The organism is Virgibacillus sp. Bac332 (genome assembly GCF_003667785.1).
Lineage (GTDB): Bacteria > Bacillota > Bacilli > Bacillales > Amphibacillaceae > Virgibacillus > Virgibacillus salarius.
Genome location: NZ_CP033046.1, coordinates 3,637,659 through 3,656,132 on the forward strand (window position 1 = coordinate 3,637,659; position 18,474 = coordinate 3,656,132).

Here is an 18,474-nt window from a genome sequence, read left to right on the forward strand (position 1 = left end):
AATTCACGCTATAGTTAACTCTATGACACAAATCCAGAAGCTAGAACCTAATCTTTTATTTTTTGGAATATTGATAGAAAGGTTAACGAGAATAAGATGCGAAATTATCTACATTGACAGTTTCATGCATAGCAGCATTAACGCCGTTTGCTATTAGGCTAGCCATATCAATCATAAAACCATCTACTTCTTTAGGTGTTACCATTAAATTATGACCAATCGGCGTTAATACTTCTGTTATTAGTTTTCGCTTTTCATCGTCAGATAGATTCCCTACTATACCAAGGAATGTTTGACGTTTTTCTTCATCTGGTAAATCTTCATCCGTTAAACGTTTCTCACCAAATGACATACCAGCAGGTGTTAATGACTTGGAGGGATCATCCTTTTCTTCCCACTCTCTACCAAAATGCTTCAATAAAAAGTCGATGGTATCACTTGTGATGGTAACAGCATCAACAACTGTCGGAACTCCAATAGCCATCACAGGAATGCCTAACGTTTCTTTACTTATTTCTTTTCGTTTATTTCCTACACCAGATCCAGGATGTATACCAGAGTCGGATAACTGAATGGTTTCATTAACTCGTTCAATGGACCTTGAGGCAAGTGCATCAATACAAATAACAAAATCTGGTTGATATTTCTCCACAATTCCGAAAATGATGTCACTTGTTTCAATACCAGTAACCCCCATTACGCCAGGTGTCACAGCAGCTACTGGCCGGTAACCTTTTGAAACCGTTTCATGTTCCATTTGGAATAAATGACTAGTTACTAGCACTTTCTCTACGGTCATCGGACCAAGTGCATCGGGTGTAACATTCCAGTTTCCTAATCCTACAATTAAACCTTTACTATCGACTGGAATATTGTTTTTAGCAATTAATTGTTCCAGTTCTTTAGCTAACACCTTTGCAGCTTGCTCCTGTCTTTTTGTATCTTGTCGTTTTACACCATCAGCATAAATGGTAATATAGGATCCCGGTTTTTTACCTAGAAGCTCAGCACCAGTATCATCGATCTCTACATAAGAAATATTAATTCCTTCATCATTTCTTTCTTTTATAGTGACTCCTTTTATTTTTTTCTGATCAGTTGCCTCTTGATTTTCAACATACATATCCTTTGCTTCAATGGCTAGATCTGTCCTAACTTGATATGGTACAATATCATTCTTTTTGTTTTCCATAGCTCGCTCATCCTTTCTTCATCTGTTAGTAATAGATTTAACAAAATAGCGAAACTCATACATTTGATAACAAAGCTATTGAAAACAAACCGTTCCTCTGGTAAAATGACTTTTGTCCATAGACAAAAAAAGCAAATACAAATCACTTTACATTTGTTGGGATGAAAACAAATACATTCATAATTGTGATGATATTTCAGGAGGTGAAAAACTTATGGCAAATATTAAATCTGCAATTAAACGTGTAGAAACAAATAATAAAAAACGCACAAACAATGTTATGCAAAAATCTGAAATGCGTTCACAAATTAAGCGTGTAGAAAAATTAGTTGAAGCTAACGATAAAGAAAACGCAATCGTTGCTTTAAAAGATGCGAATAAATCAATTGATAAAGCTGTTCAAAAAGGGATTATTCATGCTAACAACGGTAATCGCCAAAAATCACGTCTAGCTAAGAAATTAAATCAATTAGGCGCATAATAAAAAACGATCCCTTAGGATCGTTTTTTTGTTTGTTAGCTCAAGTGGATAAATATGGGCGTGTTGAGCTACGTCCAACTCCAGTTCCCAGAAACGAGGCAACTTCACGAATCACCCCTAATCTAAGTCATTATCGGCTCGCAAGCTCACCGTGCTTCCTTTATTTCCGTTAACTCGCTCCAGTCGCTACGTTTTAATCGGACGCTTACGCTTTTGTTCTAGCAATTTTTCCTTTCGTTAAATGATATAGAAGTATTTCAAATGCTAATTCTTTCTCCATAGATCCTTGCTTCATTGCTGCATCAGCATCTGCTAGTTGATCCATAATATATTCTAAAGTATCTATAGAAAATTGCTTTTCTCGTTGCATAGCTATTTTAATAACATAGGGATGCACCCCAAGTTGTTTTTGCATATGAGATTGACTGTAGCCTTTTTGCTTTAATAACTTCACTCGAAAAATCGTACGAAATTGGAAGGCAAGTAAACCAATCAATGCAATGGGTTCTTCCTTCATTTTTTCTAAATCCTTATATATAGCAATTGCCTTATGTAAATCACGATTCATGACAGCATCCACTAATTTCAATGAAGAATTTGTAGTAGTATGCGATAAGAGCGCTTCAGCAATTTCCCTTGTAATTTCACCATTCTCCCCAACATACATTGCTAATTTTTTCAATTCGCTTTCCAATAAGTGCAAATTCGTGGATAATTCCGATTCTAATAAATCATAAACATCATCACCAATTGTAACATGAAGCTGATCAGCCAATTGCGAAATCCACTTCTTTAGCTCATATTCCTTTATAGCGTTACATGCCACTACAGATGCTTGCTTTTTTAATTGTTTCGTTACTTTTTTCCGTTCGTCAATTTTTTCATATGGCGCAATCAAAACAAGTACGGAAAAATCAACTGGTGCAGACAGATAACGTTGTAGCGACTCAAGATCATGCTCAAACGAAAGTTTATCCGGTTTTGCTTTTAAGAAAACAGCGTTAGTAGCTATGATCAATTTACGCTCACCAAATAAAGGGAATGTTTCCGTATCTGCAATAACATCCTGTATAGATGTTTCTTCTAAATCATAGCTCGATAAATTATCTTTATCATCATCAAGAATGGCTTCCATTAAACGTGTTTTAAGTGATTGTATAAAATAGGGCTCGTTTCCATATAGTAAAAATACTGAGGATATTTGATTTTTTTTTATTTGTTTTACCGCTTCCAAATAGGACATGCAATTCACTCCAACCTTTTTTGCTGTACCTTTATATGGTAAAACGTTAATAGAAGAATGGCAAGGAATAATGAGAGGGAAAAGACTGGCATCTTCTTCCCTCTCCAATCTATATTAACGCTTGCATAACTGCTCTAGAAACAGTCATGTCAAACGATATTTGATCTTATCTATAGATTTTCCCGTCTAAGTAAAAGTATAGATGTTAAGTCTTTCTAAATTTGGGATCCATTCAATTCGATATAAATTTATTGCAAAAGTGGATTTTTTAAAAAATATAATTTATACTAATGGTGATATAGGAGGGGTAATTGTGAACGAATTTGAAAAAGATATTCAATCTAAAAATAATGACGTTGTTGACTCCATCAAAGGTTTTGCATTTTCTTTTATTTTCTTTCTTGTGCTATTTGCAATCGGAGTTATAATTAGTGTAGCAGGAGCCTAAATCCTCATTCGTTTACATAGGTTAGACATGTGAACGTAAGTAAAGAGACTGTGTCACAGTCTCTTTTTTGTTTGGATGAATCATGATATATTACTATGGTAAAAAACGATAAAACGTTCCCCGGTCTTTTATAAATTTAAACTGTATCGCACCATCTCTATCTGTACGCAAAACAATTGCACCACTTTCTCGTAAATTACGGATAACTTCATCTGACGGATGACCATATGAATTGTCCTCACCAACAGAAATTAATGCGTAATGAGGTGCTAATTGTGTTAAAACCTCTTTATCTGTAGATGTTTTACTGCCATGATGTGCTACTTTAAGGACATCAACGTTTATATTTGGGTATGATTTCACTATTTCTTTTTCCTCTTTTTTACTTATATCGCCTGTAAAAAGCCAATTCATTCCCCCAATATTAGTAAATAGAACAAGTGAATTGTCATTTGCTGATTTTCTATCTTCAAATGGTGCCAACACTTTAAAAAGTGTATTTCCTACTACAATTGTATCATTTCTTTTTACAGTAACTACCTCAGAATAGTTCCATACAATCTCCTTGCTATCAAAAAAATCACTTATAAATATATTATTTACTTCTATATCCTCCAGTATATAATCCACACTTCCAATATGATCCAAATCCTCATGCGACAAAAAGATAGCATCTATTTTGTGAATACCTTTTGCAAATAAATACGGCTGAATAACCTGATTATATACACTAGCCGATGGCTGCTGGTTTGTGTTTGTAACCTTTGAACCAGCATCTATAAGTATCACACCTTTACGATAAGGTAATTCAATAATAAAAGCATCACCTTGTCCGATATCGAGCATTGTTACTGTCCCTATGGGAGAAAAAAATGGTCGGCTTATATCGACTAAAATTATCATTACGATGATAACTCCGCAATAAAATGACTTTACTTGCTTTCCCCTCTCCAAGTAACCCATAAAGAAGAAGAGAAAGAGGTAATATAATATAACAGCAACAAATGACATAGAGCCTGCAACCAAAGGATAATGTAGATAGTTATCTATTTTTCCAATACCAAGCAACACCTGTTCATGAACGACAATAAACAACTGATCGATAATTGAGGATATGGTGGATATAGGAGACGTAAATAAAAGCATTAATAAAGTGGGAATAACAAAGAATGTAAAGTATGGAACAATGAAAAGGTTGAGTAAAATGGATAATGGTTGGAGTATGTGGAAGTAATGAAATAGTAGCGGAATTATCATCATTTGCGCAATGAAACTAATAAGTAGCATCTGTTTGATTGAAGATTTTGTTCGGGATAAGCATTTCCTCGAAAGCAATAATCCAAAGGTTACCATAAATGAGAGTTGAAATCCCACATGATATATAATCAGCTTATCAAATAGAATTAGCACAATAAATGTAATACTAAGTACATCTGTAACACTGATTTTCCATTTGGTTTTATGGAGGATGATAAAAAATATAGCCATGATACTGGCTCGCCATACAGAGGGTTCCCCTCCAGCCATCAGCGCATAGACAGGCAGAAATAGCAGCATTCCCCATTGCGCGTACTCTTTTGTGAAAAGGTTTGTCCTAACTAAAAGAAAATAAGTAATGGTTATCATTAATCCAACATGCAGGCCTGAGATTGCCAATAGATGACTTAATCCCCATTGTCGAAACAATTCAATCGTATCTTTAGCTAAAAAAGATTTATCTCCAAATAATAATGCAAGTATCCAGGCAGCAGTTCCATCACTTATATTTCCGTTAACGTAATCAAGCATGGATGCTCTTATTTGATATATATGATGTAAAAATCCCGTACCTTCTAGACAATCTAACTCGTCTAAACTTGTGATAATGGATTGATAAGAAATCCCTTGCTTATTCGCATATCCTTGATAATCAAATTGACCGGGATTCGTCGCTGGCTTAGGGATATCCAGTAACGTAGAAATCCGACAGGTGGATCCATATGCTATGTGCGGATAGTTGCTGGCCACATGCACTGGATTGTCTGGGAAATACAACATAGAAACTTTGCTATCTGTATTTGCAATTTGAAAGATAAATGATATTTTTTCGGGTTCTACTTGAATAGGAGTAATGATTGTACCTGTTAATTCTTTATCTTGAGGAGGCTGTTTATGGTTAATTTCAGTGGTTTCTATTCGAGGGATAAAAAAGGAAAAGAATATAAGGGAGATGAGGGATAGTACAAACGGCATTGCACATATCCTTCTCCTATAAAATAAATAAAATAACCAAACAAGAAATACTGCAGCAATAATCGGGTGATTCATCCATTTCATCAAGCTACTTACAACGACAGCCAATGCAGGAAAATGCCAGAATCCTTTCACATGATTCTCCTTTATCGTAAATTAAATAAATCAAATGCTTTATTTTTCCATTTCTGCAATTCATTACGATCAATTTCTTCATTTTCTAGCTTCTGTATTAAATTTTGAATGTAATGCTGTTTTTCCAGATAATTTGTATCAACTGTCAAATAATCAAGCTCTACCTTCTTGGTAATAACTCCAGCCTCAGCAAACAACTCGATAGCATAATCATTATTATGATAATCCTCTGCATAATAAACAGTATTGATTCCTGCTTGAATTAATTGCTTACAGCATTGCAGGCATGGGAAGTGCGTTACATAGATATCTGCATTCTCGGTAGGAACACCAAATTTAGCGCATTGCAATAATGCATTTGCCTCAGCATGAATCGTACGTACACAATGCCCGTCGACAACATAACAACCTTCATCAATACAATGAACACTTCCCGAGACACTTCCGTTATAGCCTCCAGCAATAATTCGTTTATCTCTTACAATTGTTGCCCCTACCATTAGTCTAGTACATGTACTGCGTAATGAGAGTAAATGACTTTGCGCCATAAAATATTGATTCCATGAAATTCGTTCCATCATTATTCCCCTTTATGTATTTTTTGAAATCATTCATTTTCAGTTATGGAATTTGAATCTCTTCCTGAAATACTTCAATTGTTTTCTCGCCAATTCCAGAAACGTTTAGTAGATCGTCTATTGTGGTAAATGGCCCGTTTTCTTCTCTGTATCTTACAATTGCCTCTGCCTTTGCTGGTCCAATCCCACTCAAACTCTCAATTTCTTCTACCGAGGCTTGGTTTATACGCAATTTCTCGTTCGTCTCCGTACCTGACAATGACGATGAATAATCACTTTCACTATCTGCAACTGAAATAACCATTTCGTCCTGTACTTTTTGCGCAAGGTTTACTTGGGACTCATCTGCATTTTTAGTAAACCCCCCAGCTACTTCTATTGCATCGATCACACGATCTTCCACTTCCAACTCATAGACACCTGGTTTATTTACTTCACCTTTTACATCCACAACGACAGTACTTGTGTCCTCTACCTGATTCGTACGATTACTGTTCACCGTATCTGTCGGATCAATCGGCTCGCTAGTATCAATGATTTTTGCATCTTCATCACCTGTATCTTTATCTCCGATCATAAGAAGTAAAATGATTATGACGACTGGAATACCAATAAAGAAAAGTACTTTTTTTAATATATTAGAGTACAAATGTTCACCTCCTTTTTGAGGAATAGAAGGAATTTATTTCATTTCTCCTACTTAAAATTCGACATGCTTAACTTGTTTTCCTTTTTAAGAAAAAAAACCGGAAATACAGATTATTCCGGTTTCTTCTCAGCTGAAAAGAAAATTCTTGCTGTATTATTATTTAAACTATCTGCTTTTAATGAAAAATCACCATATACTTTAATATTTTCAAAACCTGACTCATTCAATATTTTTTTATAAATTTCTACAGGAAATGTTCGTTGATGATGTTCCTCTTCAAATCGATGGTATAAATTGTCCTTATCCCTTACAAAAAAAGTTAACTGATGGAACATTTCACCAGGCTGTGTTCCTTCTGCACAAAACCAAATATAAGAAGCATCTTCCGTAACATCAGCGAATGTTTCCCCAAAATAATTATCAGTAATATAGCTAAGCGCGTGAACATCAAATAAAAATAGCCCACCTGGATCGAGTGCTTCGTTTATATTTATAAATGTATCTCTTAAGGAAGCTTCTGACGTAATATAATTAATGACATCACAGTAACTGACTATAGCATCAAGCCCCTGAAGGCCTACAAGACTTCGCAAATCTTGACAAATCCACTGGATGGACATATTTTCTGTAGCAGACTTATGTGCTGCATATGTTAACATATCTGCCGCATAATCTACTCCTGTGACCTGATATCCCTTTTTTGCCAATCGGATTGCTATTTCTCCCGTACCACATCCTAAATCAGCGATCGTCCCAACTTCTCGTTGTCTTGATTTAAACTGAGCTTCCGTAAATGCTACCCATTGATCATAAGGGGCATCTTCCATTAACAGGTCATAAACATTCGCCATTTTTTCGTAAGCCATTACTATTTGTTGTCCTCCAATTGCAATGAGACTGGAGCTGCATCTCCCCAAAGACGCTCTAAATTATAGTAGCTTCTTTCATCCTTATGAAATATATGACAAACGACATCACCTATATCCACTAAAATCCATCTAGCCTGTTCAAATCCCTCTAAACGTTTCAAGGAAATATCGTTCTCTTCCATCTTATCCTTAATCCCCCTTGCTATTGCTTGCACTTGTCGTTCATTACTTCCATGGCATATTAAAAAATAGTCCGCCACTAATGATACTTCGTTCATATCAAGTGCAATAATGTCCTCAGCACGTTTATCATCACACGCTTCGGCTGCAAGTTGTATAATTGTCTTATTTTCCATTAATGGTTACCTCCGTTAACTCTTCTTATTAAATCATTGTACGTATGAAAGGTGTCAGGATAAATGGCAGTATTCTTGTTCATTAAGAATCGAATCGTATTTGCTGATGCCATTAAGCACGCATGTACCAAGTCGACCTTTGCCATCTCCCGCACCTTATCTATACCTGGAAATTTTCTACCGGGTTCTATATAATCAGCTAAAAATATTATCATTTCTAGGTTACTCATATGAGCTCTTCCTGTTGTATGGTAATGAATAGCATTTTGGATATCTATATCCTTTACACCGAATTCTTTCTCAATAAGCAATGCTGCTACTGGACCATGCCATAATTCATGATGATAATCTAATAAGTCTTTAGGTAAATAGGACGTTACTATCCATCGCGCAAGCTCATCCCTCGATCGATATTTCGCGTAATCATGGAAGACGGCTGCAAGTTCTGCTTTTTCAACTTTTTCACCATATAACAAAGCAAGCTCTTTTGCTGTTTCCGCCACGCGTAACGAATGCTCATAGCGAGCTGTTGTTAAGTGTTGCTTCACGATGTCCTTTGCTATCTCAATTTTCATATAAGTGATTCTCCTTAATATAGTTATAAACGGAGTCAGGTAGTAAATAGTGAATGGTTTCACTACGTTCTAACCGTTCCCTTAATAACGTAGAGGAAATCTCTATTAATGGGATGTCTACTTCCACTATTGGATAATGTGTTTGTAAAGAATGAGTAGACCGTTTAACACCAACAAATTGGATTAGTTGCATTAACTCATCAATTCGTTCCCATTTTGGTAAATATTCAACCATATCCGCGCCAATAATGAAATAAAATGTTTTATGAGGATGATTTTTCTTTAATTCCTTTATCGTATCAATTGTATAAGACTTTCCAACACGGTTGATTTCGACTGGATTCACCTTAAAATACCTATTATTCTCTATAGCTAAATGTACCATTTCCAGTCGATTGTTCGGGCTTGTTTTAACATCTTCTTTGTGCGGAGGTGTATAAGATGGGATAAACCACACCTCATCCAATTCAAGCGAAATCCGAACCTCTTCAGCAATGATCAAATGACCAATATGCGGTGGGTCAAACGTTCCTCCTAAGATACCAATACGCTTCATCAATAAACACCTTTTACGGAAGACGAATCTGTTTGTTTTCTGTAGATTCTTTATACAATACGATATTATTCCCAATTATTTGCACGATCTCTGCGTCCGTTCCAGTTGCTAATTGCTCAGCAACGGTGTCTTTATCATCCATACAATTTTGTAAGATACTCACTTTTAACAGTTCTCTTTTTTCTAGTGCATCCTCAATTTGATCAATCATATTTTGATTCACACCTATTTTACCAACTTGGAAAATAGGCTTCAGTTGATTTGCTTGTGCTCGTAAAAAACGTTTTTGCTTACCTGTTAACATATTATCTTCCTTCCAGTATAAGTTGTAATTCTTGATCCATGCGTTCCATTGGTGGCTTTATGCCTGTCCATATTTCATAAGCATATTGTGCCTGATATAGCAACATCGTATGTCCAAAATGCAGAGAAAAACCATAACACTTTGCCTGTGTCAGCAAATTTGTTTCGATCGGTTGATAGATAATATCACTAACAATCGTGTCGTTTGGCTTTGTGTTTTTAATTTCAATGATTGATTTATCAGCATACGGTTTCATGCCTACAGAGGTGGTTTGAATAACTACATCATATTGATCAATTTGTTTTTCAACGCTTTCCAATGGCATTACCTGTGACTGCACCTGATATAATCTTATTATATCAAGCGCTTTTTCCTTTGTACGGTTTGCTATGTCTATCGTTGTAAAGCCAGCATCCTGCAATGCAGCATAAATTCCTCTTGCAGCACCACCTGCCCCTAAAATAAGCGCACGTCTATCTGCTTTAGAAAAAAGGCGTGGATATTTACTTTTAAGAGATCGTACATATCCAATACCATCCGTATTATATCCAATCCATTTCCCATTCTTATTACGTACCGTATTTACAGCACCAATTGCCTTTGCCGTATGATCCACTTCGTCAAGAAATGGGATGATTTTTTGTTTGTAAGGAACAGTAATGTTAAATCCATGTAGTTCTTTTTGTCTAAACGCATTTATTTTTTCGCTAAATGACCCTTCAGGATTAATTTCGTAAATCTCATATTCTCCATCTATATGGGTTCGTTTCATAAATTCTTTATGAATCCACGGTGATAATGAATGGGCAATTGGATAACCAATCAATCCAAACCGATACACATTATTTCTCCCCTTCCTAGTTAAACGAATTTCTAATTGATACAGATACACCCTTCGGACTATGGGCTGTTACAGAGGCACCATTTCCTTGAATAGACACCCACCCAAGCCCCGGAAACACAATATCCTTCTTATCTGCTGAAATCCGAAAATCGCTTGGTGTTAAATTAGGAAGTTTTTCTAATGTTTTTTCATTTGGTGGCGATAACAGCTCGCCTAAATGATTTTCATATAAATGCTCGGCATTTTCAAGCTTTGTACGATGAATGGGCAATTGATTGGAAAAGTAGCAAACGAATGACTGCCGCGCTCCTTTGATAAAGTCCAATCTAGCGAGTCCACCAAAAAACAATGTTTGACCGGCATTTAATTGATAAACCCTTGGTTTGATTTCTTTATTAGGAGAAATTGCTTTTAAATCAGGCGGAGATATATAGTGCGCCATCTGTTGTTTATTAACAATTCCCGGAGTATCTATTAATGTAGAATGATCATCTAATGGTATCTTAATGAATCCTAACGTTGTACCTGGAAAATAAGAGGTAGTAATAACCTCACTGTAGCCAGTAGATTGCTTTATTAAGCGATTAATAAATGTTGATTTTCCAACATTTGTTGTTCCAACAATATACACATTCTTATTTTGTCGATAGGCTTCTATTTGATTTGTCAGCTCTTCCATACCATGGCCTTTTGTAGAAGAAATCAAGAATACATCTTTTATGCGAATCCCATTCTCTTTTGCTTGTGAACGTAACCACTGCATTAATTTTCGCTTATTTACCGATTTTGGAAGTAGGTCCATTTTATTTCCAACTAAAATTATAGGGTTATCGCCAACAATACGAGGCAGGCTATTAATCAAGCTGCCATCCACATCAAATATATCAATAACATGTACGATCAGCCCATCTGTTTCTCTTATAGTACTAACCATTGATAGGAAATCATTATCTGTCATCGCGACATCCTGTATTTCATTATAGTGCTTTAAACGGAAGCATCGTTGACATAAAATATCTTCCTTTTCCAAAGAGGATTGTGGTGTATATCCAGGTTGATTCTTATCTGTTGTCTGTATCTCTGCACCACAGCCCTGACAGTATAGTGTTTCCAATCTTATTCCTCCCAGCTAATTTTTCCCTTTTTACGCATATATGAAAGAATCCGTCGTTCAATTCTACGATTAAATCTTGTTATCTTACCGTCTGTTTGCACAATAGGGACAACAAGAATTGTGTAAAACCCAGCAAAATTCCCTCCAAGTACATCAGTCAATATTTGGTCTCCTACCACTACAATCTCTTCTTTCTTTAAACCCATCTTTTTAGCAGTGGTTCTAAATGCTTTACTCAACGGTTTTCTTGCACTAAATACAAATGGTGTATCTAATGGCTCTGAAAACACCTTTACTCGTTCTTGATTATTGTTCGATATAATTGTTACTTTAATCCCATGCTCTTTCATTAGTTTAAACCACTGAACTACTTCAGATGTTGCTTCTTTAACATCCCAAGCTACCAGGGTATTATCTAAATCCGTGATGATCCCCTTAATCCCTTTTTCTTTTAATACGTCGGGATGGATATCAAAAATACTTTTTACATGTTCATTAGGCAGAAATTTTCTTAACACACTTACACCTCTTTATAGTCTATCTACTAGCAGTATTCATACGAATCTCCATTATAACCTTATCCTATAACAACTTTCTACAATAATAAAGCGAAACTTCATTCTAATGTTAAGAACAAAGGCAAAAACGTCACCTCCTGTGACAACGCCTTTGTGACCCACATCCTATAGAGCCGAGCTTATCGGACATTCACTAGCAGTTATCTCCATACCATGTGTGATTTATTATCAAGACGAAACTTTGTCGATGATAAACCCTTATCATGTAGACAAGTACAACTAGAAATCCTTGATCTATGTCATTTCATCAAGAAGTATGTATGTTCACCCGAAAATATGAATAAATCGTTCGACAAATACCTTCATTTTTTGCATTGTGGATAACTTTATTAACAATTTTCGAGTTGATGTAATAATGTTTGTAAGGATTTTTTTGAGTTTGTACACAGGTTATCTACAGTCAAATGTAGATAACTTCTGCCTTGTCCTGCTTGTTAGAACATGGTAAATTTATATTAACTTAAATCCAGAAGATTCCCACTCTTAGGAGGGCTGTATTTATGGAACATTTGTCAGACGAATTATTACTTGAATCATACTTTACAGCAAATGAATTAAATTTAAGCCCCGATTTCCTCTCCCTGATTGAAGAAGAGATTCATAGAAGACGATTATCACATAAAATAAAAAATATAAAATCAGGTTAAAAAAAATAATGTATTATAAATATGAAGAAACACGAAAACCCTTGAAGAATTTGCGAATCCTAAGGGTTTTTTATTTTTATTGATAATTTAATGTGTTAAACTATTTCTTGGATAAATGATTACATATGGTAGTATCAAAGCCATACTTATCAACCAATTTACCTACTTTTTTTAAAAAGTAGATTTAGAAAAACTAGACCCTAGCAAGATGTCATTTCCCCGATGGATATGTACCACTTTCAGTCATTCTCTAATTTCTGTAATGGAATAAGCAATAACGTACAAATTAATAACAACAGCATTGATATTTTTGAAGGAGGAATCCCGTTCGATGATCTTAGCAGTACTAGTTCCGCTTCTTATTGCATGCTTTATTCCTGCATTAAGTAAATTAAAAGCAAAAATACATACAGGAATTTTTGTATACTTTGTTCCGTTCATTATTTTTCTTTATTTTGTTCAATTTGTAGGAAATGATTTCTCACCACAAATAGAGCAGTATAGTTGGATACCATCCTTAGGTATAAATTTAGATTTTTACTTAGATGGCCTAAGTTTATTGTTCGTACTATTAATTAGTGGTATTGGTTCATTGGTCGTACTCTATTCCATCTATTATTTACATAAGTCGGAGCGATTAGGACATTTTTATGTTTACCTTCTTATGTTCATGAGTGCAATGCTTGGTGTCGTTTTATCTGATAATATCTTTGTGCTTTATACATTTTGGGAGCTAACATCTATATCTTCCTTCTTGTTGATTGGTTATTGGCATTTCAAGGAGCGGTCACGGTATGGAGCATTAAAATCCATGCTTATCACTGTATTTGGTGGATTAAGTATGTTGGGCGGTTTCATTTTATTATATGTAGTAACTGGTACAACCAGCATCCAAGAAATGATCAGCCAGGTTGATGTCATTTTAGATAGCAATTACTTACCATTGATTTTAGGATTTATTTTATTAGGAGCATTTACAAAATCGGCTCAATTTCCATTCCATATTTGGCTACCAGATGCAATGGAAGCACCTACACCAGTAAGTGCCTATCTCCACTCGGCGACGATGGTAAAGGCTGGGATATTTTTAATAGCCAGATTTTCTCCCATATTCTCTAGCTATGAATGGTTCTTTTTGATTGTAAGTATAGTCGGGATTATCACTCTTTGTTGGGGATCGTATATGTCTGTCAGACAAACGGATTTAAAAGCTATTCTTGCTTTTTCAACAATTAGTCAGCTCGGAATGATTATGGCAATGCTTGGATTTGGTACAACAATTGCCGTTTTCGCAGCTGTGTTCCATATTTTAAATCATGCTACATTTAAAGGCAGTCTATTTATGATTGCTGGAATTGTGGATCACGAGACAGGTACAAGGGATATCCGCAAGCTCGGTGGTTTAGCTACATTTATGCCAATTACAGCAACACTAGCTATATTTGCAACATTTTCAATGGCTGGAGTTCCTTTACCTTTTCTTAATGGTTTCTACAGTAAAGAACTCTTCTTTGATGCTGGTATTCAGTTAGATAATTCAGGATTCTGGTCACAAGCCATTCCCTATTTAGCAGTTCTTGGTAGTATTTTTACATGTGTATATTCGATGTACTTATTTTTTGGAACCTTTACGGGGAAAAAGCATCTTGAACAACTGCCTAAAAAACCACATGAAGCGCCTTTTGGTATGCTTGTTTCACCTATCATCTTAGTGCTTGGCGTTATTCTGATTGGACTATTGCCTAATATGGCAAACGCTCCATTCTTGCAGCACGCTGCAGAAGCTATTAATGGCGACACAGAGTTTTATAAAGTTAAGTTTTGGCATGGTTGGGATTCTCCTGCGTTTAGAATGTCACTCGTTGTTGTTACATTAGGTATTATTCTGTTTGTAACACGAAAAAGATGGCAAGCTGTTTATCAAGTATTACCTGGAAAGGCAAGCTTTAATAAGGTGTACGATGCAATTGTAGCCAACATGGATAGCGTATCTCGATCTGTAACTAATTTCTACATGACAGGCTCATTAAAAACATATATGTCTCTAATTCTTGGAACAACACTCGTTGTCTCCTTCTTCGTTATGTTCGTAAGTAACGGCTTTACTGTTAGTACAGATCAATTAGCTGATATATCATTTATTGAAATTGCAGTTGTTCTTATTATGATTATTGCTGCTATTGGAACAATATATATGAATCATAATGTAGCGGCGGTACTTGTGCTAGGTGTTGTTGGCTTTGGAGTGGCGATTTTATTTGTCATTTATCGAGCCCCAGACATCGCTTTAACACAATTAGTCATTGAAACAGTGTCTGTAGCATTGTTCTTATTATGCTTCTACCACCTTCCAAAACTAAGGAAATCAACGGATTCAGCTAAAACAAAGACAATGAATGCGATTATTTCCATTGGGTTTGGTGCGTTGATTACGATGGTAGCTATTTCTGCTCATAGCAGCAGGTGGTTTGAATCTATATCTGATTATTTTGTGGAGAATTCCTATAAACTTGGTGGTGGAGATAATATTGTTAATGTAATTCTTGTAGACATGCGTGGGTTGGATACATTATTTGAGATCGCTGTGCTTGGAATTGCAGCACTTGCGATATTTGGCCTCATTAAAAATAAAAAGAATAAGGAGGCAGAATAAATATGGAAATTATCACTTCTATTTTAGCGGGAGTGTTATTTGCAACGGCTATCTATAATATTTTACAGAAGCAATTACTTCGGATAGTAATTGGTACGGCTTTGCTGTCTCACGGAGCACATATACTCATACTTACTATGGGTAGATTAAAAACAGGGCAGCCTCCTATTCTTACTGAAGGAATTTCCGACTATACAGATCCATTGCCACAGGCATTAATCCTAACGTCTATCGTTATTAGCTTTGGTGTCACAAGTCTGCTATTAGTATTGGCCTATCGTACGACGAAAGAAAATAATACAGACAATATGGAACAATTAAGGGGTAACGAAAATGAGTAATTTAGCAGTATTACCAATCATCATTCCATTGATATCAGCAGTGATTCTAATATTCTTTAATCAAAAAGTAAAGGTATCAAGAGCACTTTCAAAACTGTTTTCTTTAATAAGTCTAGGAACTTCTAGTTATATCACTTGGTATGTATTCACTAATGGTACGATTATCTTGGAAACAGGGGATTGGCTAGCTCCATATGGTATTATCCTTGTTATGGACGGATTAGCAGCTATATTAGTGTTAACAACTAACATTATTGCTGTTGCATGTGCATTCTATGCACCTAACGCTGGATTAGAAAAAAGGGAAACGTTTTATTTCTATCCCTTTTTCTTCTTCCTTATAACTGGAGTATCTGGAGCGTTTATTACCGGCGACCTATTTAACCTCTTTGTATTTTTCGAGGTTTTACTTATGGCTTCCTACGGCCTGATCGTTCTTGGTGGTGGAAAAGTACAGCTAAGAGAATCACTTAAATATTTATTGATTAACTTGTTTTCCTCCATGCTTTTCGTTACTGCAGTAGCGTTTCTTTATGCTGTTGTAGGTACTGTAAATATGGCTCAGATTGCTCAAAGAGTTCAAGAGGTTGAACAACAAGGGATCTTAACTACGATTGGAATATTGCTGTTCTTTGTATTTGCTACGAAAGCGGCATTATTCCCACTCTATTACTGGCTTCCTAAATCCTACATCGTACCAAATCCTGTCATTTCAGCTCTATTTGGAGCATTATTGACGAAGGTAGGAATATATTCTATTTTACGTGTATTTACTTTGATCTTTGTTCATAAAACGGATATGACACATGAGATGTTTATTTGGATCGCTGGTCTATCTATGATTTTTGGTGTAATTGGCGCACTTTCAACTTCTAATATTAAATTAATTATTGCTTATAACATCATTCCTGCTATAGGTTTTATTATCTTAGGGATTGGATTATTAAATCAGGATGGAATTAGTGGTTCTATCTATTACCTGATTAACGATATGATCATTAAATCCGTCTTATTTTTACTTGTCGGAGTAATTGCATATGTTGCAGGGACTTCTGACTTGCGAAAAATGGGTGGACTCATTCACTATTATCCATTCTTAGGATGGCTCTTGTTCGTTTCGGCGTTAGTATTAGCAGGTTTACCTCCGTTCAGTGGTTTTATTGGTAAGCTACTATTACTAAAAGGCGCATTCGAGCAAGGAGAAATCGCCATTGTTATTATCGGTCTAATTACTAGCCTGTTGATCCTCTACTCTGTTGTTAAAATATTTATTAACGGGTTTTGGGGAGATAAAGAAACGATGGCGGAACTACCTAAAAAATCTACCAAAGGGCTTCTCGCACCAGTTGTTAGCCTGCTAGCTCTTTCTGTGATATTAGGTGTTGGAGCAGAATTTTTCTATCCGCATATCGAGTCAATTGCCACTTATTTACTTGATCCGGAAATCTACATTGATTCTGTATTAAAGGAGTAATTCATTATGGCCTTTCAGATTGTAATTAACTTAATTATTGCATGCATGTGGATGTTCTTAAGTGAATCTTATTCTGTTCCTAGTTTTATAGCTGGTTATATATTAGGTATACTTCTCCTACTGCTTCTAAGACGTTTCGTACCGGATACATTCTATTTACGACGCGTTATGAAAATCCTACGATTGATTATGCTGTTTATAAAAGAGCTTTTTTCATCCAATATGGATATCGTAAAATTAGTGTATACACCTAAACCAGATATAGAGCCAGGAATCTTTGAGCTACCGACCGAGCTTAAAAGCAATTGGGAGATTACCTTACTTGCAAATTTAATCTCGCTTACACCTGGCACACTTTCCGTTGCAGTTTCACGAGATAATACAAAGCTATTTATTCATGCAATGGATATTGATGATAGTGATGAATCCATTCAGTCCATTAAGAATACCTTTGAAAAAGCAATTATGGAGGTGACAAGATGACAGATCTTTTAACTACGACTGAGCAGATACTTCATGTTGTTGTCATTATATGCTTTATCGGAATTGCAATTTCATTGGCCCTTTTATTATATCGTGTGATTGCAGGTCCCACACAACCAGATCGCGCTGTTGCACTAGACACAATTGGAATAAATCTGATGGGCCTTGCAGGATTAATGGCTATATTTATTGTCACAACAAAATTAAACGATGTTATCTTGCTAATCGGGATCTTAGCATTTCTGGGGACACTTGCCATCGCAAAATATCTAGAAAAGGGTGTTATTATTGATAGAGACTTGGATTAGCATTATCTTGAATATACTTGTTATCTTATTTGTTTTAGTTGGTACGTTCTTTATCTTATCTGCTTCGATTGGAATTGTACGATTTCCCGATGTCTACACAAGACTTCATGCAGCTACAAAAGCTTCCACATTAGGAATTGCTTGTATACTTATTGGTGCTTTTCTTTATCTATACCTAGAGCATTCAATTGTAAGTGGTAAATTACTTCTAGCTATCGTATTCATTCTTTTAACAGCGCCAGTATCTGCACATATGATTGGCAGAGCAGCACACTCATATGGAGTGAAGCCGCATCTTAAAAACCGAAGAGATGCTTATCAAGATGCTATTGATAGTTACTCTAAACAACAAAATAATTAAAATAAGAAGTGACGTCCTTGCAAAGGCAGTCACTTCTTTTTGTTTAATAAATT

22 protein-coding genes are annotated in these 18,474 nt (G+C 35.6%); 9 read left to right on the plus strand and 13 right to left on the minus strand.

Annotated elements, in window-relative coordinates:
• Positions 1-82: 82 nt before the first annotated feature.
• Positions 83-1,192, minus strand: a complete 1,110-nt coding sequence (gene gpr / locus D9782_RS17485; protein ID WP_121605284.1) for a GPR endopeptidase — start codon at positions 1,190-1,192, stop codon at positions 83-85.
• A gap of 214 nt (positions 1,193-1,406) precedes the next feature.
• On the opposite strand from gpr, the gene rpsT reads away from it, so the two are divergent.
• Complete coding sequence (rpsT, locus tag D9782_RS17490) at positions 1,407-1,673, plus strand: 30S ribosomal protein S20 (protein WP_026681203.1); 267 nt, start codon at positions 1,407-1,409, stop codon at positions 1,671-1,673.
• A gap of 205 nt (positions 1,674-1,878) precedes the next feature.
• On the opposite strand, the gene holA is transcribed toward rpsT, so the two are convergent.
• Positions 1,879-2,916 carry a DNA polymerase III subunit delta gene (gene holA, locus D9782_RS17495; protein WP_026681204.1) on the minus strand — a complete coding sequence of 346 codons (1,038 nt, stop codon included), beginning with the start codon at positions 2,914-2,916 and terminating at the stop codon, positions 1,879-1,881.
• 313 nt (positions 2,917-3,229) lie between these two features.
• Between holA and D9782_RS17500 the strand changes: the two genes are divergently transcribed.
• A complete protein-coding gene (locus tag D9782_RS17500) occupies positions 3,230-3,364 on the plus strand; it encodes a YqzM family protein (RefSeq protein WP_026681205.1) in 135 nt (44 codons plus the stop codon).
• 93 nt (positions 3,365-3,457) lie between these two features.
• On the opposite strand, the gene D9782_RS17505 is transcribed toward D9782_RS17500, so the two are convergent.
• The 11 genes from D9782_RS17505 to D9782_RS17555 form a co-directional block, all read right to left on the minus strand.
• Positions 3,458-5,731: a DNA internalization-related competence protein ComEC/Rec2 gene (locus D9782_RS17505; protein ID WP_121605285.1), complete on the minus strand. Its 2,274-nt coding sequence runs from the start codon at positions 5,729-5,731 to the stop codon at positions 3,458-3,460.
• Positions 5,732-5,742: 11 nt separating this feature from the next.
• Positions 5,743-6,309: a ComE operon protein 2 gene (locus D9782_RS17510; RefSeq protein ID WP_026681207.1), complete on the minus strand. Its 567-nt coding sequence runs from the start codon at positions 6,307-6,309 to the stop codon at positions 5,743-5,745.
• Positions 6,310-6,352: 43 nt separating this feature from the next.
• The gene (locus D9782_RS17515; RefSeq protein WP_026681208.1) at positions 6,353-6,958 is read right to left on the minus strand and encodes a helix-hairpin-helix domain-containing protein; all 606 of its coding nucleotides are present in this window, start codon (positions 6,956-6,958) and stop codon (positions 6,353-6,355) included.
• Between the two features lie 110 nt (positions 6,959-7,068).
• Positions 7,069-7,824 (minus strand): class I SAM-dependent DNA methyltransferase, encoded by a 756-nt coding sequence (locus D9782_RS17520; RefSeq protein ID WP_034678976.1) that lies wholly within the window; start codon positions 7,822-7,824, stop codon positions 7,069-7,071.
• A 2-nt stretch (positions 7,825-7,826) separates the two neighbouring features.
• Positions 7,827-8,183 (minus strand): ribosome silencing factor, encoded by a 357-nt coding sequence (gene rsfS, locus D9782_RS17525; protein WP_026681210.1) that lies wholly within the window; start codon positions 8,181-8,183, stop codon positions 7,827-7,829.
• The gene (gene yqeK, locus D9782_RS17530) at positions 8,183-8,758 is read right to left on the minus strand and encodes a bis(5'-nucleosyl)-tetraphosphatase (symmetrical) YqeK (protein WP_121605286.1); all 576 of its coding nucleotides are present in this window, start codon (positions 8,756-8,758) and stop codon (positions 8,183-8,185) included. Before yqeK ends, rsfS begins: the two co-directional genes overlap by 1 nt.
• Positions 8,748-9,314 (minus strand): nicotinate-nucleotide adenylyltransferase, encoded by a 567-nt coding sequence (locus tag D9782_RS17535; protein ID WP_026681212.1) that lies wholly within the window; start codon positions 9,312-9,314, stop codon positions 8,748-8,750. Before D9782_RS17535 ends, yqeK begins: the two co-directional genes overlap by 11 nt.
• 13 nt (positions 9,315-9,327) lie before the next feature.
• Complete coding sequence (yhbY, locus tag D9782_RS17540) at positions 9,328-9,618, minus strand: ribosome assembly RNA-binding protein YhbY (protein ID WP_026681213.1); 291 nt, start codon at positions 9,616-9,618, stop codon at positions 9,328-9,330.
• A 1-nt stretch (position 9,619) separates the two neighbouring features.
• Positions 9,620-10,459, minus strand: a complete 840-nt coding sequence (gene aroE, locus D9782_RS17545) for a shikimate dehydrogenase (RefSeq protein ID WP_026681214.1) — start codon at positions 10,457-10,459, stop codon at positions 9,620-9,622.
• 16 nt (positions 10,460-10,475) lie between these two features.
• Complete coding sequence (yqeH, locus tag D9782_RS17550; protein ID WP_121605287.1) at positions 10,476-11,576, minus strand: ribosome biogenesis GTPase YqeH; 1,101 nt, start codon at positions 11,574-11,576, stop codon at positions 10,476-10,478.
• A 2-nt stretch (positions 11,577-11,578) separates the two neighbouring features.
• Positions 11,579-12,094 carry a YqeG family HAD IIIA-type phosphatase gene (locus D9782_RS17555; protein ID WP_026681216.1) on the minus strand — a complete coding sequence of 172 codons (516 nt, stop codon included), beginning with the start codon at positions 12,092-12,094 and terminating at the stop codon, positions 11,579-11,581.
• Positions 12,095-12,654: 560 nt separating this feature from the next.
• Here D9782_RS17555 and D9782_RS17560 point away from each other — a divergent pair.
• The 7 genes from D9782_RS17560 to mnhG all read left to right on the plus strand — a co-directional run bounded on the left by D9782_RS17560 (position 12,655) and on the right by mnhG (position 18,421).
• A complete protein-coding gene (locus D9782_RS17560; RefSeq protein WP_026681217.1) occupies positions 12,655-12,801 on the plus strand; it encodes a sporulation histidine kinase inhibitor Sda in 147 nt (48 codons plus the stop codon).
• A 331-nt stretch (positions 12,802-13,132) separates the two neighbouring features.
• Entirely contained in the window at positions 13,133-15,454 is a 2,322-nt protein-coding gene (locus D9782_RS17565; RefSeq protein ID WP_121605288.1) for a Na+/H+ antiporter subunit A, read from the plus strand.
• A gap of 2 nt (positions 15,455-15,456) precedes the next feature.
• Complete coding sequence (locus tag D9782_RS17570) at positions 15,457-15,795, plus strand: Na(+)/H(+) antiporter subunit C (RefSeq protein ID WP_026681219.1); 339 nt, start codon at positions 15,457-15,459, stop codon at positions 15,793-15,795.
• Positions 15,788-17,269: a Na+/H+ antiporter subunit D gene (locus tag D9782_RS17575; protein WP_026681220.1), complete on the plus strand. Its 1,482-nt coding sequence runs from the start codon at positions 15,788-15,790 to the stop codon at positions 17,267-17,269. Before D9782_RS17570 ends, D9782_RS17575 begins: the two co-directional genes overlap by 8 nt.
• Before the next feature lie 6 nt (positions 17,270-17,275).
• On the plus strand, positions 17,276-17,752 hold the full coding sequence (locus D9782_RS17580; protein WP_026681221.1) for a Na+/H+ antiporter subunit E: 477 nt from the start codon (positions 17,276-17,278) through the stop codon (positions 17,750-17,752).
• A complete protein-coding gene (locus D9782_RS17585; protein WP_026681222.1) occupies positions 17,749-18,060 on the plus strand; it encodes a Na(+)/H(+) antiporter subunit F1 in 312 nt (103 codons plus the stop codon). The genes D9782_RS17580 and D9782_RS17585 overlap by 4 nt, the downstream gene beginning before the upstream one ends.
• Positions 18,041-18,421: a monovalent cation/H(+) antiporter subunit G gene (gene mnhG / locus D9782_RS17590; RefSeq protein WP_034678979.1), complete on the plus strand. Its 381-nt coding sequence runs from the start codon at positions 18,041-18,043 to the stop codon at positions 18,419-18,421. The genes D9782_RS17585 and mnhG overlap by 20 nt, the downstream gene beginning before the upstream one ends.
• Positions 18,422-18,474 lie beyond the last annotated feature (53 nt).